The organism is Eubacterium sp. AF36-5BH (assembly GCF_003460505.1).
In the GTDB taxonomy this organism is placed as follows: domain Bacteria; phylum Bacillota; class Clostridia; order Lachnospirales; family Lachnospiraceae; genus Eubacterium_G.
Genome location: NZ_QTVG01000004.1, coordinates 122,166 through 148,753, shown reverse-complemented (window position 1 = coordinate 148,753; position 26,588 = coordinate 122,166). Strand labels below are relative to the sequence as shown.

Sequence of the window (26,588 nt, the reverse complement as noted above, 5' to 3'; positions counted from 1 at the left end):
AACAGCCCATATTATTATAATATTAACACGTATATAGGAACATTAAAAGGTCTTTTGTAGGAAAGAAAAAACCTGCAAGTGTTCCATTTTTTCAAAACACTTACAGGACTTTTTTCTATTCTCTATTTCATTGTTAATTGTTCTATGATTACTTCCAAGTTCTTGTTTATGCCAACGGCATTAATATTACCACAAATCTGCTTGACAACTTCTATATTTTCTTCCAAATCATCTGCTATTTCTTCTACAGTTTTTCCTTTTTTTATTTTCTTATATACCATTTCAACAAGTTTTTTGCGTTCTCCGAATTCAATCCCCTGCACTTTGCCCATCTCTATGCCTTGAGCTTTGCCAATTTCTATGCCCTTTTCTTTACCAACTTCAACACCATCATTATACATGTTTTCCAATGTCTGCTTTTCGTTATACTCTGTCAAGAACATTTTTACCACCTCCGCCTTATTTTCCAGCAGAAATTCTCGCAACACATCTTCATTTATGCATTCGTCCACAGCCATTTTCACTGCTTCCTCTTCACTGAAATCCTTACTGGAATATTTACTGATATACTCTCTCATCCTAGTTGTTAGTATAACATATCCTTTCAGCACTTTACACTTTGAAATTAAACTATTATTATTTCCTGTATTTATATTTATTACTTTTGCTGTCCACTCAAACTCTCCCTTATCCACAGTATGAGCAAATGCATCTGACAGTTTTAGTTCTATTACCTCATCCTTTTTTTCTGTTCCATTGTATAAAACATAGTATTGTGGTGTTGGCAACTTTATTAGTTTTCTGTTATAAATATCTAATTTATGCTGTTTTATATACTTGTTGTATAAACTGCCACAATATAAAAACCCTCTAAGTGGCATGTTGGGATTCCATGTGCTTTGCTGTTCAAACAGTGCCATGTTGCTGTCAATTATGCATGACACGTCATTTCTCATGCTCATGTATATGGCATTATCAAGGGTATTAATTTCCAAGTCTTCCTCTCGTGTGTAATTCGTTCCGTTTAATGCGTTAAACAAATCCAATAAATTCTTCTTGTACTTCTCATATCCAAAAATCATGCAAAATATTCTGTCTTTGTACTCTCTGTTTACACTACTCATGTATTCCCTCCTCATAGTTTGGTATAGTTTTAATTATATCTCTTTTTGTTTGAATTTTATTATATTCTTTTTGTGATATATAGTCAAGTATTTGTTGTTTGTTTTCTATTTTATAATTCAAAATAAGTATTTTTCTAGTTTTCCATAAACTTTAAAACTATTACATAAGGAAACTGCACAATCTCCCTATGGAGAAAGTGCAGTTTCCTACAAAATTTCTATAAACATTTATTTTAAATAATTTTTCTTGTAAAGTAAAAGAATGAATACAATTGCTATGTTATGCAAACCAAGTTCTTCACTGTGACAACTGACAAAGTTAAAAGAAAGTGCTCTAACGCCGTCGGTTCATAAAGGCAGCGTAGTCGGCTTTATAGAACCGCTACAAGCATTTGGCAGCGGGAGCGTGCTTTCGTTAATTTGTCAGGTGGCACAGTGTGTGCTAATAAATAACAATTGTCTTCCATTATTCAAACTATTTCTTAAACTTACATTTTTTAGCCTTCGAGTATTTTCCATAAACTACTTTCTTGCCAACTTTCCTATAAGCTCTTACTTTTACATAATAAGTCTTTCCCAGTTTAACCTTTGACTTTATGTATTTGCGTTTGTTTTTCTTGATTTTCTTTACAACTTTGAATTTGCCTTTCTTGCCAATTCTAATTGCAATTTGATAACCTGTTACGCCTTTTAGTTTTTTCCACTTAATGCTAATTTTTCTCTTGAATTTGCCATTGCTCTTTTTAGAGATTTTCTTCTTTAGTTTAATCTTCTTAACCTTGGCAGGTCGTTTTATTTTTGTTGTAACAGATGTACCAGGTTTTGTTGTTTTTCCTGGAGCTGTTGTTACTTCGCCCGCTCCTGTTGTTTTACCTGGAGCTGTTGTTACTTCACCTGTTCCTGTTGTAGTACTTGGCTTTGTTGTTTCACCATTTCCTGTTGTAGCAGGGTTACTTGTTGCCGGAATTTCTGTTGTTCCACTTGGTTTTGTTGTAACATCATCTGACTTATTTGTTGTCTCACCAGGCTTTGTTGTAACTTCACCCGGCTTATCTGTTGTCTCACCAGGCTTTGTTGTTGGCTTTGGTGTTTCTGCCGGTTTTGTTGTCGCCGGCTGTGAATTTTTAAACTTTGCATAAAGTACAATATTTTCCAAAGTACCCTCGGCTATTTCTGAAATTTGTTGTGTGTAACTATCATCTAAATACCAGCCCTGGAATTTTTCACCGCCTACCGGGTTTGTAAGTTTAACTGCATTTCCATAAACATATGTTGATGGGTTGCTATGTGTAGCATTACCTAAACCATTATAGTCAATAGCATAAGTGTTTCTATCATAATACACCTTTAATTCTAAGCTGCCATCTTCTTTTACCACACCGAAAAGGCTACTCTTTTTAACATTTACTGTAAAGCCCTGTCCGTTGTTTTCCTGAACGTTATTATTTTCTACAACATTTTTCTTTGTAGCAACAACAGCTTCTCCCACAGTGCCTTCAACAGTTACTGCCATGTTTTTATTTTCAGTATATTCATTTTGGTCTTTATCCTGAACAAAATACTTCACGCTGTAATTTGCTTTTTTATTATTTGTTCCGGCATTTCCCAAATCTGATATTTGTGCCAAATTCCAATCGGTAAATTCTTTGTCATCAATATTAAATCTATAGATAACATAATCGCTTCCACTTACAGTTTCATTAGCAACTTTCTTAAACCCATCGCCTGATTTTTCCATAAAATATCCCGGGCAATTGCCGCCATTACTTGCGACAGCTTCGTTGTAAAACGCCTCTGCCTCTGCCTGTTTACTAACAACCTTATAGTAAAGTAACACTCTACCTGCATTGTCTTTTACAACAAAATTAAGTTTACCATCACTTCCTATGTATGCTCCTCTGTCTGTATTTGTAGAAGTTTTCTGGTCAATGTCATAATATAATCGCAGAATCAATTTTCCGTTAGGTAAAACAACACCTGTTGTAATTGAATTTTCATTAAGTTTGTATCCGTCATATGTTTTCTCAACTGCAGATACTTCCTTACCAACAATACTTGTCACTTTAACAGTATCTTCTTCCACAAGATTATACTCACTTCGGTCTTCACTCTGTTTATAGTATTCAACTGTAAAATTTGTAATTATGGACTCATCAACAAACTTGGCATATAACGTCAAATCGCCTGCGGTTGTTGGTGTGATTTCCGTAATTTCATTCTCATAATTAGAATCAGCAAACCAACCTTCGAATTTATAACCTGCTTTTGTAGGATTTACTAACTTAATGCTACTACCATATCGGTAGTTAGTTGGATTACCACCGTATGCATTCTGTCCAGCAGCCCCTGGCTGTGCATTTGTAAATACACCACCGTTTAGAACATAACTTATAGTGTAGTTGTTACGCTCATAGTAAGCTTTCACCACTGATGAATTATCTTCCTTTACAGCTGTAGTAAGAACATTACCTTTGTTACTACTGTCAAAATTAAAACCTGTAATATTCTGTGGCTGATATGTATAGCTTGTTTCTCCTTCTTTTACACTAACCTGACTTGAAGTCATGTCGTAGCCATTACCTGCATAATTTTCTAAATAATTTTCTACTGTTACTTTTGTTGTGTTTCCAAGTAACTCACTATCATCAATATTTGGATTAGCTCCATCACCTGTCTTCTTGCCTACATAACTTGAGTTAGCTGGAACATCTACATATGTATCATCTGTAAAATAAACTCTCTTCACCTGATCTGTGTGATTCTCTGCAACGTAAGTTTTCTTACCGTCCTTGCTTAAAACCAATGAAAGAGGATCGCTACCTGTAATAGAAAAATCCTGATTTCCATATTTCTGAAGTGATGTTATATATGACAATGTATGAGCCCTTGACTCACCGTTTTCAACCTTTCCAGTATCACTTTGATCCCAACGTGCCAACGCACCATCCGGATCATAATAGGCATAATATTCTGCAATTACATCCTGATTTGTTTTAGGATCTATAAGCATGTCTTTTTTTCCGTAATTTGTACAAATCTGGTTTTTATTTGCCACAAAATGCTGCCACTGCTTACTGTTCTCATCTATGCTGTCCACAACATTTTTTACTTTATCCTTGTATTTTCCCATATAAAGAGTTGCCCCTGAAATAGGAAGCATGGTAATTGTTGTTACTTCAATGGAATTTTCTGTCCACCAAGCTGTGTGATCATAACGACCGCCAAACAATCTTGTAACTGTCTGAATATTGTAATTATCTTTGTCTTCATATTTGTCTGTAAAAATTTCATCATGTACATCATAGTAGTAGTCCTCAATTGCTGCCACTTCTGTTGTATACATATAAATACCTGCATCTCGAACTTCTTTATCGCCAACAGCCTCGCCCCAAAGAATTAATGATGCCCAGGCATTAATAGATTCAGACGAAGACTCCTGATTGTTTCCACCTGCCAGTCCACCCTTCTTGTCTACTAATTCACCATTTTCATCATATTCATAATTGGCAACGCCTGATGCCCATGAATGACCTTCGTAAATGTCAAAGTTTCTAAGGAATGGATATCTTGTAGAACTGTTTTCGTTGTAGCCCTTACCATCACGATGAACATTGGCAATATCACCAATCATCTCGTAAACCATGCCACCCCATTCTTTTGCCCATTCAGGCTTTTCCATGGCAACTGCTGCAGCTGCTTTAATCCAATATCCGTAATGGAAATGGTGGTCATTTACCTGTTTGTCAGAATCATAAGATGAAGGATACCCAATTAAAGTACCGTAATTCTTGTCATAGTAAAAATAATCGTCTTTATAATTTCCGCTAATATATCCCTGATATGGATCAAACCAAAATTCAAGGTAATCTTTTACTCCATCAACCATTTCATCTGTAATAGTCTTCATGTCAGTATCATCGTTATCAAGCTGACCTGAAAGCCATATTGCATCTGCCATAGTGTTAAGATTCTTTCCAACCCAATATGTATCATAGCCACCATACTGACCTTCTAAATAGCAAATCCACTTTGGATCATCTTTTTTCTTTCTATAGTCGTATAAATAACCAAGCTGTTCCTTGATTTTGCCAACTGTTTCCTCATCAGTTGTTGTTGGAAGTGTTGACAAAATCCCGTTGTACTGCATCTGAGTTACATAACTTGAACCTACAACAGTTTTCATTGTTCCACGAATTGTGTTGTAAGTGTATTTTGTAAAGTCAGCTTCAGTATAACGCCACTGGTGTGGATAAAGTGCCATAATTGTGTCTCCACCTACAGCTCCTGTTTCCATATTCTTAGTTGTTACGTTATATTTTGTTACAACCTTGGCTGAATTATTAAGATATTCCCACTGTACCTTTGTATCCGTAATAAAATTAAAAGCATACTTTTCATATAATGAAAAAGCCTCGTTGCTTCCATCCGGTAGAATTGCCACAGACATATAGTTTTTGCCTGCTGGTAACTTTGCTGTAAGTTTTCCACCTGCATTAGTCCATGTAGTTCCTGAAGGTGCGCTTAACATATAGTAATGTGTCTTACCGTCTTTTTTGTTCTTAAGACTTACACCAATAATATTTGAAGCTGTTGTGTTCTTTACTATAGCTAAATCTGTTGCGCCTGCACCAAGTGAAATTGTTGGTGACATATTATCAAAAGTATAGTATGCATAAGGAGTTCCCTTAGCAATAATTGCTCTCATGGAACTGCTGCCTGCATTGTTTGCCATTACAATCTCGTAACTCCAGTCTGTAGTTTTATCAACGCTTGCATCTTTTGCACTAAAGCTGTCTCCACCTACTACAAGTTCCACTGTGTCATCTTCTAACAAGCTTTCTACTGTTGGCTCTCCGTCAACATAGGAAGTGCTATCAACTACTGCCGGTGATGCCATCTGCATTCCGTTACTTGCTGCTCTGTAAGCAAGTGGATGTGCATAAAGCGACTCAGAATATTGATCAAAAACAACTGAGCTTGCCCAATCGTTTGTTGGCACTGTTCCAACTGTTTCTTTATAATTGTCGGTTAAATAAACCTTTGATGGTGGAAGCGAATCTTTTCTATCAGTCCAAGTTTGTCCCCAATCTTCTGTCCTTACCCCAAAAACCTCTGTTTTGTATCCGCCCTTATCAACCATCACATTAACAGAATCATCTGTAAAATCTGCTGCTGATACGTTTGTTATTGGTACACTAGTTGCCAACATTGTAATAGAACAACATAGCGCCAATGATTTTTTTAAAAGTCCTTTCTTCATTTTGTCTCCTTTTTTGTTTAATATTTTAATGTGCCTATTATTTCTATTTTACACTCTAATGGCTTTAACTGTATATATATATTAAATCTCTTTTTTACAATTTGTTAGTGCAATTATTTTATTTTCAGTGTTTATTTTAGCGAAAAAAGCACAAAATCTTTTGACCTTGTGCTTTTCTATGTTTATTGTAATTAATATTTGAATTCTTATCTTCCAAATCAACTCACTAAATATTCTAGTCTCTCTGGAAAATATCTCTTGTATAAACTTTTTCCTTAACATCATCTAAACAACTATCGTATCTGTTTGCAATAATTGCCTGACTCATTTCCTTGAACTTATCTAAGTCATTTACAACTTCGCTTCCAAAGAATGTATCACCATCTTCTAAAGTTGGCTCGTAAATAACAACCTTAGCGCCCTTAGCCTTAACTCTCTTCATAACACCCTGAATTGAGCTCTGTCTAAAGTTGTCACTATTACTCTTCATTGTTAAACGATAAACACCAATTACAACATTCTTTTCTTTTGAATCATCGTAATCATAATCACTGCTGTAATCATAGTAGCCTGCCATCTGAAGAACTCTGTCTGCAATGTAGCTCTTTCTTGTTCTGTTGCTTTCTACTATGGCTTCGATTAAGTTTTCAGGTACGTCAGCATAGTTTGCTAATAACTGCTTTGTATCCTTTGGCAAACAATAACCGCCATATCCGAAACTTGGGTTATTATAATGTGTTCCAATTCTTGGATCTAAACATACACCATCAATAATTTCCTGTGTGTTTAAGCCCTTTGACTCTGCATATGTGTCTAATTCATTAAAATAAGCAACACGTAATGCTAAATATGTGTTTGCAAAAAGTTTTACAGCTTCCGCTTCTGTGAATCCCATAAATAATGTATCAATATCTTCCTTGATTGCACCTTCCTGTAATAACTTTGCAAAAGTATGAGCAGCTTCTACTAACTTATCATTGTTAAAATCTGTTCCTACAATAATTCTGCTAGGATATAGATTGTCATACAAAGCCTTGCTTTCTCTTAAAAATTCAGGGCTGAAAATAATATTTTCGCTACCTGTTTTTTCTCTGATACTCTTTGTATATCCTACAGGAATTGTTGATTTAATAATCATGATTGCTTCAGGATTATATTCCATTACTAAATCAATTACCGCTTCAACTGCTGATGTATCAAAATGCTGTGTCTTGCTGTCATAGTTAGTTGGTGCTGCAATAACAACAAAATCTGCATCTTCGTAAGCTGCCTTTGCGTCTAATGTTGCTGTAAGGTTTAAATCCTTTTCAGCCAAATATTTTTCAATATAATCATCCTGTATAGGTGACTTCTTATTATTAATAAGTTCAACCTTTTCAGGAATAATATCAACAGCAGTTACCTGATGATGCTGTGATAATAAAGTAGCAATTGATAATCCAACATAACCTGTTCCTGCTACCGCAATCTTCAAATCCTTAAATTCTCTCATTGTTCTACCTCACTTGTTTTTAACTTATGATTTTGGTGTCAAACAACTAAATCCTAATCACACCAATTATTCATTATGTGTAATCAGACTTCCTGACACTGCAATCAAATTATAAATTCGTTTTGATATTTTAAATTTAACAAAGTTAAATGCATAGACCCTTTAACCTTCTTAATATAACACAAATACATAATCATATAAAGAGAAATTATTTAATGACATGTACACCTATTGTCGTACATTTTCCTATAATACTCCCTGTATTCTCCTGAAATAATTGTTTTCCACCATTCTTTGTTATCAAGATACCACTGAATTGTTTTCTTGATTCCGTCGGCAAATTTTGTTTCAGGTAACCAGTCACAATAATGTTCATTGTCTATCTTCCTAATTTTCTTCCTTTCATTCTCTTCTGTCTAAAACTTACATAGAACCTTTTCTGCTAACAATAGAAACAACAGTTTTCAACAATATTCTTATGTCTAAACCAGGTGTCCAGTTTTTTATGTATTCCGTATCCAATCTTACGACTTCCTCAAAATCCGTAATATTACTTCTACCGCTTGTCTGCCACATACCGGTAATACCCGGTTTTATTGACAATCTGGCCCTATGATGAAGTTCATATTTTTCCCACTCATCAACAGTCGGCGGTCTTGTCCCAACCAATGACATGTCACCTTTTAAAACATTAATAAACTGTGGAAATTCATCTAAACTTGTTCTTCTTATAAAATCTCCAATTCCTGTTTTTTGCTCACCATTAGGCATTATTTTATTGCCAATGATTCTCTCATCAAAATCTAATTTAAACATCATACCGTCTTTTATACGGTTCTTTTCCATAAGTTCTTTCTTTCGTTCTTCCGCATCTCTGTACATACTTCTAAATTTGTACATCTTAAATCTTTTTCCATTTTTTCCGATTCTTTCCTGCTTGAAAAATATCGGGCCTGGTGAACTGATAAAAATAGCCGGAGCTATAAAAACAAATAATACTCCCGTAAAAAAAGTTCCGACTAACCCACCAACTATATCCAACATTCTCTTAAGAAATGCTTGTTTTGCTGTTATATAATTTATAGTAGTTGTCATAACAGCATAGTCGCCCATTCGTTCAAAAATTTGCTTACTTCCAATGGTTTCGAATTCCTGTGCTATCCCTAAGTGTACCACAACACCTGTTTCTACTAACTTTTCCAAAAAATCATGAGCTTGTATTTCAGGTATATCTATTTTTACAAAAACCTCATCTACCCACTCTCTGCAAACGTACTTTAGTACATCATCATAATCTGCCACAACCGGGATTCCTGAAATTACATCGCCCTCTCTTTTTTCATCAATTATTGCCACACCGTTAATGTTATAACCTGCATAATTATTCTTCTTCATTTTAGTCACAACATCTTCTGCAATACCATTATTAGTTATAATTAAAAGTGTTCTGTTATTTATATCCAAACTGTATTTTTTTAATATCTGTTTCCATATAATTCTTTGCACATATGAAATAAATGCGTACAACGGCGTTGTCATAAAAATAACTATTCGTGAAAACTGTGTGCTTTCTTTCAAGCTAAAAATAAACAACACTGCAACTAGCATTATTAATATTGAATGTTTTAGTGTTACTGCAAATTCCTGATAATAGCCACGTTTTAGAACGTCTTGAAAAGTCTCAAAAATATATATAATAGCTATATCTGCCACTTCAATAAATATTGCCAAATTGCGATAGTCCATATCTAAATATGGATTTTGTAAACCATGTCTTATTACATATGACAAAATAAATGCAATTTGCAAACATAACATATCTATTATCATAAAATCCAAGTGCTTCATCCAACCTTGTCTGTATTTTCTGTACATTTTATTCTCCTATGTATTCCTGCACTTACAAATTTTATCTGTCTGTTTTTCTTTTATAATTTGATTTAGTTCCCCCGAAAATCTTAATTCACAATTTGTATGTTTTCATTACATTATGATTTTCTATTAATTATCATTATATTCCGTTTCATCTATTCTCCTTTATTTTACACTAATACAAATATTGTGTAAATGAGATAATATTATATTGCTTTTTATATTTATTTTTTTTTATTGAGTTTTTTTGTAATCCCTGTTTATTTTCTTTTGTAAAATTCTTATTTTTTACCTATTTGTAAACTTTTGTGACTTAAATGTTAAATGTCCCGCTCTCACCTTGCCTTTATGAAAAAAGGGGGATAATATTAATATTAGTTTATAGAATATTAAATTCAGTTTGTGTTTTTAATTATAGGTTTTGCACTTTTAATTAGGACCTACGGAATTTATTTTTTATTTTTACAATTTAATAATTTAAATTTAGATTGGAGATTTTAGTATGAATTGGCGAGACAAATTCACAAATTTTATGTATGGGAGATATGGAGTTGATCAACTTTCTAGATTTATGTTAGTAGTTATTTTTATTTTATGCGTATTGTCACTTTTTGTAAGAGGCAGTTTTATGAGCTTTCTTATTTTGCTTTTAATTATTCTTACTTACTATAGAATGTTTTCCAAAAACATTTACAAGAGAGCGGCAGAAAACGAGAAGTATTTAAAGTTCATTGGCAAATTTAAGCGTAACGGCAATGGTTACAATGGTGGATATCAAAACAACTACGGTAATTATCAAAACAATTATGGCGGAGGCTACACTGGAAGTCGTGCTAACACACAGGATAGAAAAAACTACAAATATTTTAAATGTCCTACTTGTTCTCAGAAAATCAGAATACCAAGAGGACATGGCAAAATTGAAATTCGCTGTCCAAAGTGCAGCACTAAATTTATTAGAAGAAGCTAGGGAGCTTTCCTTTTGCACGCCAATCGGCAGAGTTTTACATTTGCTTATTGGGAAGTTTTCCAAAGGAGTTTTATGTTTGGATACGTTGTTATTAACAAACCTGAATTGAAATTTAAAGAGTTCGATGTTTACAAAGGCTACTATTGTGGTCTTTGTCATTGTTTAAAGGAGCGTTACGGCATTACAGGTCAGGTGACTTTAACTTATGACATGACATTTCTGTCGTTACTTCTTACCAGCCTGTACGAAGCCCCTGTTACAGAAGAACACCATCGTTGTATTTCTCATCCACAGGGAAAACACCTGATGCTTAGCAGTTCTTACACTGACTATGTAGCAGATATGAATGTGGTTCTTGCTTATTTTAAAGCAAGAGATGATTGGCATGATGACAAAAATATTATTAAGTTAGCTTTTTCTTCTATTCTAAAGAGAAAATGCAAATCATTTTCCAAGAAAAATTCAAGGGCTGACTCAAGAATCGTAAGTGTTTCTAGCACTGCGTCAAATTTCGGTAGCGAGAGTGTTTCCGGGACTGAATTTGATACCCAGATTGAATCTAATTTTTGTGATAAATCCAAATCAATTCTATATAAGGAAAAAGTTGAGTTGATTTCCTGGTATTTAGATGAGCTTCAGCAGTATGAGGAAACTGGGGAAACTAATATTGACTTAGTTGCAGGTTCTTTCGGGAAAATCATGAGCGTTTTGTTTACGCCGAAAGATGACCAATGGGCTCCTATTCTTAGCCGAATGGGATTTTTCCTTGGAAAGTTTATTTACATACTGGATGCTTACAAGGATTTGGAAAAAGATTTGAAAAAAGGCAGTTACAATCCTTTTAAAAATATTTGCAAGGATGAGGATTTTGATGATAGAATAAAGCAGATGCTGACCATGATGATGGCAGCTTGTTCGAAAGAATTTGAATTTTTACCAATATTAGATAATGCTAATATTTTAAGAAATATATTATACGCGGGAGTTTGGACAAAGTATTATGAGTGATCCATATAAGGTTCTTGGCATTGACAGAAGTGCCACAGACGATGAAGTAAAAAAAGCATATAGAGAAAAAAGTAGAAAATATCATCCTGATGCTAATATTAATAATCCTAATAAGGATAAGGCGGAAGAGATGTTTAAGTTAGTTCAGCAGGCATACGACCAGATTATGAACGAGCGTAAGTACGGTTCTTCCGGCAGTGGTTACGGACAAAGTGCCGGTGGCTATGGTCAGGGTTACGGTTCTGGCGGTTACGGAAGTTACGGTCAGGGCGGTTCAAGTGGCTATGGAAGTTATGGGCAGGGTGGTGCCTATGACGATCCTTTTGGTGGTTTTGGACCTTTCGGAAGTTTCTTTGGTGGCTACAGTTCAAATGGTGGCAATGGCTACGGAGGTGCTAATGCGTCTAATCAGGACCCACATTACACTGCCGCATCAAACTACATTAACACTGGTCATTTTCAGGAAGCGCTCAATGTACTTGGTTCAATTGAAGACCGTTCAGCATACTGGTACTTCCTAAGTGCTGTTGCAAACAACGGTGTTGGAAATAATGTCCTTGCCCTTGATTTTGCAAAAACTGCACTTCAGATGGAACCGGGAAACAGTACATATCAGCGCCTTGTACAAGCTCTTGAAAGTGGTGGCGACTGGTACGCAGGCAGACAACAGGAATTCGGTGGAACAGGTGCTACAATTTGTAGCGACCCATGTACAACACTTTGCATTATGAGTCTTTGTTGCAGATGTTAATTATATAGAGAGAATTAATAAACCTCAAATATAAGTTTTTACACTTTATATTTGAGGTTTTTATTATCTGTTAATTTTATCCCTTATCTCTTCTACTTATTCACTTTTACCCTTTTAACTGCTGACCATTTACCAACATTTTTTCCATTAACACCTCTTACTCTAAAATAATAAGTCTTTTTCTTTTTTAGCTTGCGTATGTTAGCTTTAGTCTTTGCAGTGGTAATTGTTTTCGTTTTGTACTTTTTATTGTTTGCAAATTTTTTGTTTAAAGAATACTGTAACTGATATTTCTTGGCATTATTTACCTTGCCCCAAGTAACACTTACAGCTTTCTTTTTATTGTTTTTTGCTTTTTTGATTTTAGCTGTTCCAATTTTCTTTACTGTAGGTGCTGTTTGAGTATCTCCTGTAATAGCGAGTTTTTCCAAACCTACACTATAATTATATGAATAATATTCCCCTTCTATTTTTTGTTCAAAATCGTCTGGAAGTTTCAACAATTGTACCTTACCCTCCACCGGAGTTGCAACCTTGCCTAATATACTGTCATCTTTCACTGTATAAATAGTATATTTTTGGATTCCGGCGGGATTCTCATCATTAATATATGTTACTGTGTATACCCCATAATCCTTTCCGTCAGCTGTGCTATGATACATTGACAAATAAGTTTCTCTAAATGTATCCATTATTATGACCTCATTAAATTTTGCATCCTGACCGTTTTCAACCACTCTTGTATATCCATTATTTTCAGGTTTTATGCTACTTTGTGTTTCTATAGGTTTTGCAACCCATACAATATTTCCCTCTTCTATGCTTTCATCTTGAAGCATTTCATACATTTGATATTCGCCTGTTTCTTCGCCCATGTTGTCATACTTGGCATTTCCACCATAGTACCTGTCATCTTTTTCAAATTTAGCAAGTTGATATCTGTCTTCTGTTCTATAGGCTTTAACTGATACAGGAATCTGGTACTTTTCTTTTACCTGTTTAACATTAACCTTGGCAGATGTTTTTCCCTTTATGGCTATGGCTTTTGCAGGTTCACCATTTGAAGCTGATACGGTTTCAATTACCGGAGCTCCTTTTTGCGAATACGCTTCAAGATTTACGCTCTTTTCAATTGTAAGTAAACCTTTTGTACCCTCAGCATACATAGAAATAGCTGACTTCTGCTTTTTGTTTTTGTTTATGATTAATTTGCCATTTCCTGAAACTGTTAAATTTCCACCATATCCATCACCCCAAATTAAAATGGCTCTTAACTGATTTTCACCTTTAACCACAACTTTAAAATCATCGCCCATAACGTTTGTAACAAGATTATATGCCTGCATTTTAACGTTGTTTAATGTTAAAGTATTTGTTTTTTTATCATAAGTTACTCCGTTTACTTTTTCTACTTTATCCTGTGAAAAATTTGAAAAAATATATTTTGAAGTACTTTCTGAAAATAGTCCAACATACGCCGGTGGATATTCTTCACTGCATGGCCCATTTGCTCCCAAAACCATTTGTGGCATTATCGTAATAATTAATGCTACTGTCATAAAAAAACTTAAAATTTTACTTTTCATATACATTCTCCTTTCTGCTCACACAAATCTTACTTCAGACAAAATCCTGCCTTATGAAAATCCTGCCTTATGATAAAGTCCTAGCTTGCAATTAGATTGTGCCTACAACATGATTTTGTCTTACAATAAATTTCTAAAAACCATTGTTGTATTTTATGTATATGCTATATTATTTTTTCCAACTTTTTTAGTTTACATTTGTCTCATTCTTTTATTTTTGCTTAAGAACAACGATGTCGCTTACGACATTCTACTCACCAATCAGGTGTTGCCATACAACTACTTTCTTATCTCACCAAGGTTCATCCCTAGCGGAACGTTTTTCTGTTAAAAACACTTTTAGTTCTTTTGAATGTTTTTTGTTTTTCTGTAGTTTTTCTATGTTATTTTGTTATTCTGTATGTTTTTTTCTATTTTTCATGCTTTAATTCCTAATTTTTATGTACTGTTTTCCATTGTCTATTCACTGCTTTTTGTTTTAGGAGAGCTTTCCGGTTTTTACACCCCTTTCGATGTTTTCTACAACAAAGGGGTGGGTTTACCGGCTTTTGCTTTTCTTACTTCTTCGCAACCTGCCGGGTTTTCCACCCCTTTCGATGTTTTCTACAACAAAGGGGTGGGTTTACCGGCTTTTGCTTTTCTTGCTTCTTCGCAACCTGCCGGGTTTTCCACCCCTTTCGATGTTTTCTACAACAAAGGGGTGGGTTTACCGGCTTTTGCTTTTCTTGCTTCTTCGCAACCTGCCGGGTTTTCCACCCCTTTCGATGTTTTCTACAACAAAGGGGTGGGTTTACCGGCTTTTGCTTTTCTTGCTTCTTCGCAACCTGCCGGGTTTTCCACCCCTTTCGATGTTTTCTACAACAAAGGGGTGGGTTTACCGGCTTTTGCTTTTCTTGCTTCTTCGCAACCTGCCGGGTTTTCCACCCCTTTCGATGTTTTCTACAACAAAGGGGTGGGTTTACCGGCTTTTGCTTTTCTTGCTTCTTCGCAACCTGCCGGGTTTTCCACCCCTTTCGATGTTTTCTACAACAAAGGGGTGGGTTTACCGGCTTTTGCTTTTCTTGCTTCTTCGCAACCTGCCGGGTTTTCCACCCCTTTCGATGTTTTCTACAACAAAGGGGTGGGTTTACCGGCTTTTGCTTTTCTTGCTTCTTCGCAACCTGCCGGGTTTTCCACCCCTTTCGATGTTTTCTACAACAAAGGGGTGGGTTTACCGGCTTTTGCTTTTCTTGCCTCTTCGCAACCTGCCGGGTTTTCCACCCCTTTCGATGTTTTCTACAACAAAGGGGGTGGGTTTATCGGCTTTTGCTTTTCTTGCTTCTTCGCAACCTGCCGGGTTTTCCACCCCTTTCGATGTTTTCTACAACAAAGGGGTGGGTTTACCGGCTTTTTCTTTTCTTGCTTCTTCGCAACCTGCCGGGTTTTCCACCCCTTTTAATATTTCTTCTTTAACATGAGTGAAAATGTTAGTGAATTACACTTTATACAATCTATTTCACCTACATTTTCCATATAGCTTGATAGTACATATAACTACATACTTTCTAAGTATTACATATAACTGCCCACTACTTCCTACAATTCTCTACTTCGTGCCAACATCCTGAAAGGTCTCACTCACGCAAGTTTCCAACAATTCTTTATTGCGCAACATCCTAACAAGTCTCACTCACGCAAGTTTCCAACAAGTCTTTATTGTGCAACATCCTAACAAGTCTCACTCACGCAATTTTCCAACAAGTCTTTATTGCGTAACATCCTAACAAGTCTCTACTGTACGCCGGCTTCCAGCAAGCCTTTGCTGTCGCCAAATCGTCCTTCGTCTGTGCTTTCTCCAAGTACCACGCTAAGGCACTGATTGTCACCTTTCTTTGCAACAGACACAAGACACTTTCCTGCACTGTCAGTGGTTCCTGTTTTCATTCCCTGGCAATATTCATAATAATAATTTCCGCTTTTTAGAAGCAGTTGGTTTGTACTTGTCCATGTTTTGCCTAAAGTTTCTGATGTGAAGCTTGACTTCTCACATATACTGGCAATTGTTTCGTTACTGTATGCTTCCATTGCAATCTTCGACAAATCACTTGCTGACGTATACTGACCTTCTGCGTCATATCCGTCAGGTGTTGCAAAATGTGTATTTTCAAGATTCATATCACGCACATTTTTATTCATTTCAAGAACAAAACGCTCCACACATTGAGAAGGTGTAAAAGTTTTACCTTCGTTTGCAATGTTGTCTTCAAAAATTGCTTTTCCCGTGGCGTTTGCCAAAATATACGCAGCATCATTTCCTGACGCAAGTAGCATTCCGTTAAGAAGTTCCTCTACTGTAACTACCTGCCCTTTTGCAAAACCTGCTTTACTTGAATCTGCTGCAATCATATATACTTCGTCACCAATCGTTACAACATCATTTAAATTCAAAGTCTGAAGCACTGTAAGTGCCGTCATTAATTTAGTTGTACTAGCAGGTGCTCTTCTCTCATCTGCATTCTTTTGATACAAAATATCTTTACTTTTCACATCAACCAATATTGCCGACTTAGCACCCACTGTCTTATTTATTTCCTGGTTGCTTTCTTTATACTCTATTGGTTTCAGGCTGTAATCTGTCCATGGATTTTTTTCGCTAATCACATAATTATCGTGAATAAAATCCCTAACAACTGCTTCACTTTGCACCGCAGTTTTGGCCGGACCTATTGTTTTTGTTTTTTCTTCGCTGTTTACTCCCAAAAATACAATTCCAATGCTTAAAAGCACTACAAGAATTGCACTGAGCAAACATCTTATTTGAGCTTTCATTAAATCACTCCTTCGTTTTTCCTTTCAGTATAATTACTTGTTTACATTAACTATATAATATCAATTATTTAATTAAATTACTAAAAAATTTAATGCAATTTAGGGATGCTCCTTGCCTACTCATCTATAATGGTAGAATTAATAACAAAATTTCTTAAAGGCTATTCAACCCGAAAGATGGAACCTAGTTCCGATTTTATCTACAATAGTAGAAATTCTTAAAGGTTATTCAACTGGGGGGGGCATTAATGACCCCTAAAGTATCTACAATAGTAGAAATTCCCCATGCATTACTTTCACTTCTAATATAAATCATCTGACGTAAAAATATGGTGTTTAAATGAAATATTTTCCCACTGCACTTCTGCCGTAACAGTATTGTCACTTTTCCACTTTTTATACATTTCGTCTGGTAATTTTTTGTCATTAAAAGACATAAGGTTTTCAACCTTGTCGGCAATTTCTTTTTTCTCGAAAACCTTCTTTAGTCTGCTTTTGCTAATTCCGATTTTTGAAAGTAACTCACCATTTGTCTCCGTGTAGTAATTTGAAAGTTTTATGTCAATCTGGTCGCTTTCTTCCTGAGACAATGTAACTGCATACTCATCCCTTAATGCATACATACATTCCCGCCTACAAATATCATCAAGAACTGTGCTTTTTACAAGATTTTCCATTGAAACGCCTTTGCTTGTCTTCTTGTTCCAATTTAAATCTTTACCCTTTGTTAAGTAGTATGTTTCGTAAGTTCCCTGGGCTGTATACGCGTAGTATTTGGCTTCATCTAAATATACCTTGATTTTCCCTGCGTGTATGGCAACTGTTTTATCATCTGTTTTTGTAGATGACTCCTGCTCACTTTTGCTACTTGAACTTCCACACCCGAAAAGTGTTAGAACCATGGCTGCCACCATGAAAACTAAACATATTTTCTTTATTTTACCTAAAACTCTCAATTTAATCTCCTTGTACTTTCGTTTCCTATCTTATTGTAGCACAGAAAGTGTGTTCTCTACTCTCCCTGCGTTTTTCTTTTTTGTCTTACCCGAACGCAAAAATGTTCCCTCTTTCCTATCTGCGTTTTTCTTTTTTATCTTACCCAAACGCCAAAAGTGTTCCCACTTTCCTATCTGCGTTTTTCTTTTTTATCTTACCCAAACGCCAAAGTGTTCCCACTTTCCTCCCTGCGTTTTTCTTTTTTATTTTATCTCAACGTGGAAAGTGCCTCCACTAATTTCTTTGCGCTTTCAATTACTGTGCTGTTGTCGTTTGACTTTGGTGCGTACTCAAAAGTTAATTTTTCAGGAACAAATTTTAGTCTGCCCTTGTATTCTCTCACCAAAAGTGGAATTCTTGTTGAGTCGATTTTTGCATGATTCCACATTGTTAATTTTATTAATTTTTTGTTGCCTGAAATTTCAGTCACAAAAGCTTTGTGGGCTGCTGCCTTTAAGAGTACAATCTGTAAAAGATTCTCAACCTGATTTGGTATGTCGCCAAATCTGTCAATTAATTCATCCTGCATATCTTCGTATTCTTCCAAAGTTTCAATACCGGCAATACGTTTGTAAACGTCCATTTTTATTGATTCATTCTTAATGTATGATGCCGGCACGTATGCGTCGCAAACCAAATCAACTTTTGTTTCAAAGTCATCATTTACTTCGTTGCCCTTTAAAGTTTCAATTGCCTGATTCAGCATTTTGCAATAAAGGTCATATCCTACAGCTTCCATGTGACCACTTTGTTTTGCCCCAAGCAAGTTGCCTGTACCACGAATTTCCAAATCTCTCATAGCAATTTTCACACCGGAACCTAACTCTGTAAAATCCCTTATGGCTCCCAAACGTTTTTCAGCCACTTCTGTAAGCATCTTGTTTCTATTATACATTAAAAATGCGTAAGCCATACGGTTAGATCTTCCAACACGCCCTCTAAGCTGATAAAGCTGTGACAGACCCATACGCTCTGCCCCATGAATAATCATTGTGTTGGCATTTGGAATATCAAGTCCCGTTTCAATAATCGTTGTACTTACAAGCACATCAATGTCACCATTTACAAAATCATACATGATTTCTTCAAGCTGTCTCTCGCCCATTTGTCCATGAGCAAAAGCCACGTTTGCATCAGGCACCAGACTCTGCACTCTACCTGCCATGTCTGCAATGTCCTGCACTCTGTTGTAAACAAAATACACCTGACCGCCTCTTGCAAGCTCCCTGTTAATGGCATCCCTCACGATTTCGTCATTATATTCCATAACAAAAGTCTGAATCGGCATTCTCTCCTGAGGTGGCTCTTCCATAACGCACATATCTCGAATTCCAATTAAGCTCATATGAAGAGTTCTTGGAATTGGCGTTGCCGTTAAAGTCATTACGTCTACATTATTTTTTAATTCTTTAATCTTTTCTTTATGTTTTACTCCAAATCGTTGTTCCTCATCAATAATTAAAAGTCCCAAGTCTTTGAATTTTACATCTTTTGATAAAAGTCGATGTGTACCAATTACTATGTCCACATATCCTTTTTTTAAATCCTTAATTGTGTTATCTATATTTGATTTTGTTCTAAATCTGGAAAGCATCTCAACTCTCACAGGAAAATCCTTGAATCTCTGTTTAAAAGTCTTGTAATGCTGCTGCGCAAGAACTGTTGTTGGCACAAGATAAGCAACCTGTTTGTTGTCCTGAACCGCCTTAAAAGCCGCACGTATTGCAACTTCTGTTTTCCCAAAACCTACGTCTCCGCAAATCAGTCGGTCCATAATCTTGTTGCTTTCCATGTCTTTTTTTACATCGTTAATTGCAGTTAGCTGGTCGTCAGTTTCCTCAAATGGGAACATTTCCTCAAATTCCTTCTGCCATTCTGTATCAGGAGAAAACTGATAGCCTGTTCCGTTCTGTCTGATTGCGTAAAGCTGTACCAGTTCCTTTGCAATATCTGCAACGGCACGTTTAACCTTGCCTTTTGTTTTACGCCACTCCTGTCCACCAAGCTTGTTTAACTTTGGTGGTTTAGCTTCACTATCAGCGTACTTTTGAATCATATCAAGCTGAGTTGCCAAAACATAAAGATTGCTGCCTCCTGCATATTCTATTTTAATATAGTCCTTTACCACATGGTCAACTTCTACTTTTTCAATTCCCTTATAAATTCCCAAACCGTGATTTTCGTGTACAACGTAATCTCCAATATTCAGGTCCGCAAAACTTGAAATAGTTGTTCCTGAATAGCCGTGTTTTTTTCTTTTACGTTTCTTCTTTTCCCCAAAAATATCTGTGTCAGAAATTGCCACAAATTTTATCATTGGGTAGGTAAAACCTTTTCGAAGGGAGCCTTTTACAATCATCACCTGGCCCGGCTGGACTTCTCTTTCGCTATCACTTTCAAAGAAAGCACTAATCTGAAAATCCCTTAAATCCTGGGCAAGTCTTTTCCCTCTTGTAGCTGATGATGTGACAAGTAACACAGAATATTTCTGTTTCTTGTATTTTTTCAAGTCCTCCACAAGCATTTCAAACTGGCTGTTATATGGGCTGATGTTTCGCGCATCCACATCAACAAACTCTTCCACATTAAAGCCTTTTACTTTTTGAGCTATAGTTGTAAAAAGGACTTTTTGTTGGTCATTTATTCTATTTAAAATATAATTTTTGTCCCACAAAATGTCTGTCTGACCTGAAAGCACATACCCTTTAAGCAGTCTGTGGCTCATGCTTTCCTTAAATTCAGTTTCCACAACTCTTAACTGTTCTTCCACCCTTGCCGGTTCATCTATAAAAAATATAGGCTCATCGAAGTAATCCATAAGGCTCACTAAATTCTCACAAAAATAGTTTACATAACTATCAATTGCCACGCTATATGGATTAATATCCATATTTGTCAAAAACTCACCAACTGTATTTTTTAAATTATTAGCTTCCTCTGTGTTAAATTCTTCTCTAAATTTCTTTTCAGATTTCTCTAATTCTTTTTTAATTTTGGCAATGCCATCCTCAATTGTTTTTTTATCAAGGAAATATTCGCTTGCCGGATAAATTTTCACACTTTCTATATTTTCAATTGAGCGCTGACTTTCCACGTCAAAGCTTTTGATAATGTCAACTTCGTCATCCCAAAAGTCAATTCTGTAAGGTGTCTCGTCTGTTAAAGTGTAAATATCCAAAATACTACCACGAATTGCGAACTGTCCCGGGCTGTCGATTTGTGTTACTGCCTGATAGCCCATCACGGCAAGTTTTGTTTTCAGGGCATCCATTTCCACAATGCTACCCTCGCCAATTTCAATATAATTATCCTTTATCTTTTCCAATGGTTGTATTTTATCAAGAAAAGCATCTACCGTAACTATCACCGTAAAAGGCTTGTTCTCCACAACCTTCTGGATAAACTCTAATCTCTGCTGGAGTATATAGCTTCCATGAACATCCGCGCTAAAGAAAATCAAATCCTTTGCCGGATACATTACAACATCATCTGTAAAACCTTTCATATCATCGTACAGTTCTTTAGCTTTTATGGTACTAAAAGTAACAATGACTTTCTGCTTGTAGCCATTGCTTAATCCGTTAATAAAATGAGCCAGCTGGGAATCTCCACACCCTGTCACCTGACAGGATTTCTTCCTGGATAAGCAGTCCCTGACCTGCTCATATTCATTTAATTTTTCTAGTGAATAATCAAAATAATTCATACTATATACCGAGCCTCATTAACTTGCTTTCTACATTGCCTATTTATTGTGCCACACTTCTTGCGTTGCATATTTTAATGTATCTTCTCCACTACTATTTAACCAATATATTTTCTGCACGTATTTCATCAAAAATATTCTAATTAAATTTGTTCATGGCTGTTTGTACATCATACATAACAATAACTTCTGAAGCTGATGCAGCATTTCTTACAGCATCGTCAACTATTTTTCTTTCACCCTTTGAAAATTTTCCTAAAACATGTTTTACAAGGTCACCTTGATTAGCCCCAACTCCAACTTTGATTCTTGTGAACTGATCTGTGCCTGCATGAGCAATTATGCTCTTCAAACCATTATGACCGCCAGCGCTTCCTTTGGCACGAATACGAATCTTGCCTGTTGGTAAACTAATATCATCTGCGATTACTATTATGTCTTTTGTTGGATCTAACTTGTAGAAATCCATTACAGCCCTAACAGACTCCCCACTTAAATTCATATATGTTTGAGGTTTCACAAGTATAACCTTTTCGCTTCCAATTTGTCCAATACCACATAATGCCTTATGTCTTTTTGTATTAACCTGCACTCCCATTTGGCTGGCAAGTTCATCTATTACGTCAAAACCAATATTGTGTCTTGTTTTGTCATATTTCTTTTCCGGGTTTCCCAGACCTATAATTGCATACATATTAATTCCATTCCTTTTCGTTGTCTAAATTACAATTATACCATTATAAAGGCCTAAATTCAATTTAAGAGATTTAATGATGTGTATATTATAGATATTATGACTCTATATTTTTTATGTTCTTGCCTTATTCGTATCTTACGACTTCTATCTGTCTTCTCTCATATTTCCCCCTTGGGGCATCACTTTTCGCTTTCTAGGCTTGTAATGGGATGCCCTTTCCTTGTTTCTACTTGATATAGATGGATGATTTTTTTCTATTCTTATACATCTACAACTAAAAAACAGCCCATGACATACTCAAACTTCAAGTTTAACTCTAAACCTGTCCTTTAAGTCTATCATAAGCTGTTTCTATATTATTATTTCAAATGATTTTAATTCTATTATGTTATTTCTTAACCTTTACTGTCTTCACTGCTGTCCACTTTCCGTATACATACTTTCCGTTTACATTTCTGTAAGCTCTAATTTTGATATATGCTTTTTTCTTCTTAATGTTGACAATCTTTTTTGTTGTGTAAGTTGTTTTGGTTGTTTTAACCGTTGTTGCTTTCCATTTTTTCTTTTTCTTGTTTTTTAATTTCTTGTTGTTTCCGTATTTAATCTGGAAACCTGTAATTCCTGAAATCTTTGTTGATGTTACTTTAATCTTCTTGCCTTTTGCATTCTTTGCTGACTTAATTTTAACTGCACCAACTACAGGATTCTTTGGATATTTAACTGCATTTTTTAATGCTGTTGTTGCACTGTTAATTGATGCCTGTGAAGGATTGTAAACCTTTGTTAATTTCACTGCGTTATTGTATGCTGTATTAACATTTGGGTAAACTGTCCAGTAAGATTTTGCACTATTAACATCACCTACAGCTCTTAACAATTCTGTTTTGTTTGCTAATTTTACTTTATTAATGTCTGTTGCCTTCTTTGTATCAATACCTACATCAGCACCATATCCAAATACTGAGAACATCACTCTTACAACATCACCGTTTTTTACTTTAACTTTGTCGCCAGACTGATAAACATTTCTTACAGTTGGATCTGTGCTTGTTAAACCGTCTTCTCTGTTAAATGTTTTTCCACTGTAAGTTGCGTTGTTATTAACTGTGAAAACCCAACCTGACATAACGCCATAATCACCTTCACCAAGATTCTTGTCTTTGTTGCCAAGATTCTGATTAGTGTTAGGTGCATAAATTGGTGTTCCAGAATGTGTCAAACCATAATCATCCATATCTGTAAATTCATATGGTTCAGCTATGTTTGCAATTTCATTTGGAATATGTGCAACTCTTGTACTGTCTGCACCAAGAATTGATGTTAAGTACCAACCACTTGATGTTGTATAATCATAATTTAATGAATGATCATTCATGTAACGGTCAATAACTGTTTTTACTGTATCACCGTTATTAATTGTAACCTGTGTAGGACCTGCGTATAAGCCCTGACCTATTGATAATTTTTCTATAGTAAGTGTAACTTTACCTGCTGCTGCGCTAACTTTATTTGGAATAGCTACAATTGATGTTGCCATAAGCGCTACACTTAAAATAATTGATAATGCTTTTCTCATTTCTGTCTCCTAATCATTTTGTTTAAAATTTTATTATGCACTTCTTATATTACCACAATAATTCACTATGGATTTCTACATCTTTACTTTCTTTATTTTAGAATAAGTTCCATAAACTTTGTTTCCCTCATCAAGCTTGTATGCACGAACCTTAAAGCTGTACTTCTTTCCTTTTTTTAGTTTTAATACACATTTAACTGTTTTTGCTTTCTTGATAGTTTTAACAAGTTTATATTTACCTGAATTTGTTTTCATGTAAACTACATAACCCACTGCGTCAGTAGCTTTCTTCCACTTAAGTGTAACCTTAGTACCTTTTTTCTTGGCTGATTTTAGGTTTACCTTAGCAGGTTTTGTTACTATAGGCTTTGTAACTGTAACTGTACATGTTGTAATCACTTTACCATCTGCAGAAATTGCTGAAATATACGTAACACCTATCTTTTTAGCTGTCACAACTCCATTACTTACTGTGGCGATTGTATCATTGGCTGAAATCCATGTAATTTTCTTGTTACTTGCATTACTTGGGCTGATTGTTGCTATTAATTTCAAAGTTTTACCAGGGTTAAGAGTAGCATTTTTATAATTTAGTGAAATACTTTTAACTGGTGAATCTACAGTTATAAAAAATTCAGTCTGTAAACCATTGTTTGTTTTTGCTGTAATGATTGCTGTGCCGGCACTCTTTGAAGTTACAAGACCATTCTCATCTACTGCTGCAACAGCTTCATTAGTGCTTGTCCATTGAATCTTCTTATCAGTTGCATTTTCAGGTGTAATACTAACCTGTAACTGACGAGTCTGATTCTCTCCAATTGTTATGTCTCTGCCGCCAACTCTTTCAAAGCCCTTAATCTCAATACCATCAACGTTTACTGTACATTCTGCAGTAAAACCGCCTTCTTCAGTTGTTACTATAACTTTTGTGTTTCCTTTTGAAACGCCTGTTACAACACCGTCTTTATCAACTGTGGCTACTTTTTCATCTAAACTTTTGAATGTAACATTAGTATTTGTAGCATTTGCCGGTAAAATACCATACTTAATCTGTTGGCTTCCTCCAACAAACATACTAACGTTCTTGTAATCGTTGATTATTTCTACACCTGTTACAGGTTCAGGAATTATAACAGGTTCAGATTCTTCACTTTCCGAATCACTGTATAAATCTGCACTAGCGTCATTTTTATCTACAATTGCCTTTACAATATAAACATATTTTCCTGAAGGCAAATCCTTATCTTCACATGCAGTTGCTGTTCCCTCATATATTACTTCATCATTTGCTGTAAGCTTATTGTATCTTGTAACAACGTATGACTCTGCGTGGTTAACCTTGCTCCAATTTACCCTAATATCTTTGCCATTTCTAACAGCTGTGACCTTAGACTTACCTAACTCACTTGATACTTTTACAACACACGTATTCTTCACATTAGGATTATCCTTTGAAGCAATAGTAATATTTGCTGTTCCAACTGACTTTCCTGTTACAACGCCATCTTTTACTTCTGCAACAGCCTCATTAGATGAAGTCCACACAACATCCTTCTGGCTTGTATTAGATGGTCCTAAAATATATTCAAGTTTAATTTGCTTTTCAGATTCATCGTCTAAGTTAAGTTTAACATTTGAATAGTTTAAATTAATATATTCTGCAGGTATGTTTGTCTGATTGTAAACCTGAATTTCCTTTATTTCAAAACAATATGCTCCATATGTAACACCCTGTAATCTTAAATAAGGTGTTGTTACCGCTTCAGTTAACCTAATTGTTCTTGTTTCAGCAGATTTGCCATCTTTTACTTCTGCAATATCTGTCCAGTCTTCTCCATTATCAGACTTTTGAAGTTTATATCCCTTCATGTATCCACCATTCCAAACAACTTTTACTGTGTCAAATGTTTGTGGTGAATTCCAACTAAGTGTTATGTTCTCATCTGCTTTTACTTCATCAGTTACTGATGAATCTTCAAATAATGGTGTACTTCTCCACATAGTTGTTTCATCGCCATCAATAGCTCTTGCGGCTACATTATCACCATTTTCACTTGAAGCAGTTGCTGTGGCGTCTAAGGCTAGATTTGGCATAGCCTTTTCTTCCGCACTACCAACAGTAAACACCTGCCATTCATACATACAATAGCCATAACCTTCGCTGGCTCTTTCTTTTAATTCAATTTTTACGTATCTTGCATCAACAGGAGTAAAATCATATTTAAATCTTCCTTTTTCCCCTGCTTTTTCTGTTGCAACCATTGTCCAGTCTTTTTTGTCGTCTGAAACATAGATATCATATTCCTTTGCCGCTGCTACTTCCCAATACAATACTACCTTATCAATCTCGTACTCTCTTCCTAAATCCATGCTCCATGCCTGATAATCTTCATATGCATTATCCGGATTATTTTTTACAAGTGGTGACTGATATTTTGTTTCAAGATTTCCATCTGTTAAAAAATCTAACTTATTATAATCATTTTTTGCTGATTCTTTTGATACCTCAACATTTCTATGAAAAGCTACATTTTTTCCAAGTGGCTGACCTTCATAAGCGGGTACATAAGTTTGTAATGTTGCAACCATTGTAGCTATGCTTAATAAATAAGCAATAAACTTTCTCATTTTTTCCTCCCTTCAATTTACTAAAGGCTGTCCTTTAGGGCAGAACATAAGACTTTACTACCTATGCCAACCTCTAAAAGACAGCCTCGTTCAATTACTATTTAAATCCATTAA

General features: G+C 35.4%; 15 protein-coding genes and 1 pseudogene. 4 read left to right on the top strand and 12 right to left on the bottom strand.

Annotated features, from left to right (window positions below; translation table 11 throughout):
* Positions 1–122: 122 nt before the first annotated feature.
* The 5 genes and pseudogenes from DW006_RS05065 to DW006_RS05045 form a co-directional block, all read right to left on the bottom strand.
* Positions 123–1,124: a hypothetical protein gene (locus tag DW006_RS05065; RefSeq protein ID WP_117999329.1), complete on the bottom strand. Its 1,002-nt coding sequence runs from the start codon at positions 1,122–1,124 to the stop codon at positions 123–125.
* A 475-nt stretch (positions 1,125–1,599) separates the two neighbouring features.
* Positions 1,600–6,384 carry a glycosyl hydrolase gene (locus DW006_RS05060; RefSeq protein WP_117999328.1) on the bottom strand — a complete coding sequence of 1,595 codons (4,785 nt, stop codon included), beginning with the start codon at positions 6,382–6,384 and terminating at the stop codon, positions 1,600–1,602.
* Positions 6,385–6,619: 235 nt separating this feature from the next.
* Positions 6,620–7,876 (bottom strand): nucleotide sugar dehydrogenase, encoded by a 1,257-nt coding sequence (locus DW006_RS05055; protein WP_117999327.1) that lies wholly within the window; start codon positions 7,874–7,876, stop codon positions 6,620–6,622.
* 212 nt (positions 7,877–8,088) lie between these two features.
* A pseudogene (locus DW006_RS12260) lies at positions 8,089–8,235 on the bottom strand (dTDP-glucose 4,6-dehydratase); the annotation flags it as partial.
* 64 nt (positions 8,236–8,299) lie between these two features.
* Entirely contained in the window at positions 8,300–9,751 is a 1,452-nt protein-coding gene (locus tag DW006_RS05045) for a sugar transferase (protein WP_117999326.1), read from the bottom strand.
* A gap of 625 nt (positions 9,752–10,376) precedes the next feature.
* Between DW006_RS05045 and DW006_RS05040 the strand changes: the two genes are divergently transcribed.
* The 3 genes from DW006_RS05040 (at position 10,377) to DW006_RS05030 (ending at position 12,477) form a co-directional block, all read left to right on the top strand.
* Entirely contained in the window at positions 10,377–10,718 is a 342-nt protein-coding gene (locus DW006_RS05040) for a hypothetical protein (RefSeq protein WP_243002583.1), read from the top strand.
* Positions 10,719–10,790: 72 nt separating this feature from the next.
* Complete coding sequence (locus DW006_RS05035) at positions 10,791–11,726, top strand: DUF5685 family protein (RefSeq protein WP_117999324.1); 936 nt, start codon at positions 10,791–10,793, stop codon at positions 11,724–11,726.
* Positions 11,719–12,477, top strand: coding sequence for a DnaJ domain-containing protein (locus tag DW006_RS05030; RefSeq protein ID WP_117999323.1), 759 nt, complete (start codon positions 11,719–11,721; stop codon positions 12,475–12,477). Before DW006_RS05035 ends, DW006_RS05030 begins: the two co-directional genes overlap by 8 nt.
* A gap of 92 nt (positions 12,478–12,569) precedes the next feature.
* Here DW006_RS05030 and DW006_RS05025 read toward each other — a convergent pair whose 3' ends face one another.
* Positions 12,570–14,063: a fibronectin type III domain-containing protein gene (locus DW006_RS05025; protein ID WP_158561074.1), complete on the bottom strand. Its 1,494-nt coding sequence runs from the start codon at positions 14,061–14,063 to the stop codon at positions 12,570–12,572.
* 400 nt (positions 14,064–14,463) lie between these two features.
* Here DW006_RS05025 and DW006_RS05020 point away from each other — a divergent pair, with 400 nt between their 5' ends.
* Positions 14,464–15,501: a hypothetical protein gene (locus DW006_RS05020; RefSeq protein WP_117999321.1), complete on the top strand. Its 1,038-nt coding sequence runs from the start codon at positions 14,464–14,466 to the stop codon at positions 15,499–15,501.
* A 332-nt stretch (positions 15,502–15,833) separates the two neighbouring features.
* Here DW006_RS05020 and DW006_RS05015 read toward each other — a convergent pair whose 3' ends face one another.
* The 6 genes from DW006_RS05015 to DW006_RS04990 form a co-directional block, all read right to left on the bottom strand.
* Positions 15,834–16,871 (bottom strand): D-alanyl-D-alanine carboxypeptidase, encoded by a 1,038-nt coding sequence (locus DW006_RS05015; protein WP_117999320.1) that lies wholly within the window; start codon positions 16,869–16,871, stop codon positions 15,834–15,836.
* A 302-nt stretch (positions 16,872–17,173) separates the two neighbouring features.
* Positions 17,174–17,827, bottom strand: a complete 654-nt coding sequence (locus DW006_RS05010; protein WP_117999319.1) for a hypothetical protein — start codon at positions 17,825–17,827, stop codon at positions 17,174–17,176.
* A 248-nt stretch (positions 17,828–18,075) separates the two neighbouring features.
* Positions 18,076–21,573: a transcription-repair coupling factor gene (gene mfd, locus DW006_RS05005; RefSeq protein WP_117999318.1), complete on the bottom strand. Its 3,498-nt coding sequence runs from the start codon at positions 21,571–21,573 to the stop codon at positions 18,076–18,078.
* Positions 21,574–21,712: 139 nt separating this feature from the next.
* Positions 21,713–22,267: an aminoacyl-tRNA hydrolase gene (pth, locus tag DW006_RS05000; RefSeq protein ID WP_117999317.1), complete on the bottom strand. Its 555-nt coding sequence runs from the start codon at positions 22,265–22,267 to the stop codon at positions 21,713–21,715.
* 391 nt (positions 22,268–22,658) lie between these two features.
* A complete protein-coding gene (locus DW006_RS04995; RefSeq protein ID WP_117999316.1) occupies positions 22,659–23,846 on the bottom strand; it encodes a hypothetical protein in 1,188 nt (395 codons plus the stop codon).
* A gap of 75 nt (positions 23,847–23,921) precedes the next feature.
* On the bottom strand, positions 23,922–26,474 hold the full coding sequence (locus tag DW006_RS04990) for an Ig-like domain-containing protein (RefSeq protein WP_117999315.1): 2,553 nt from the start codon (positions 26,472–26,474) through the stop codon (positions 23,922–23,924).
* Between the last annotated feature and the right edge of the window lie 114 nt (positions 26,475–26,588).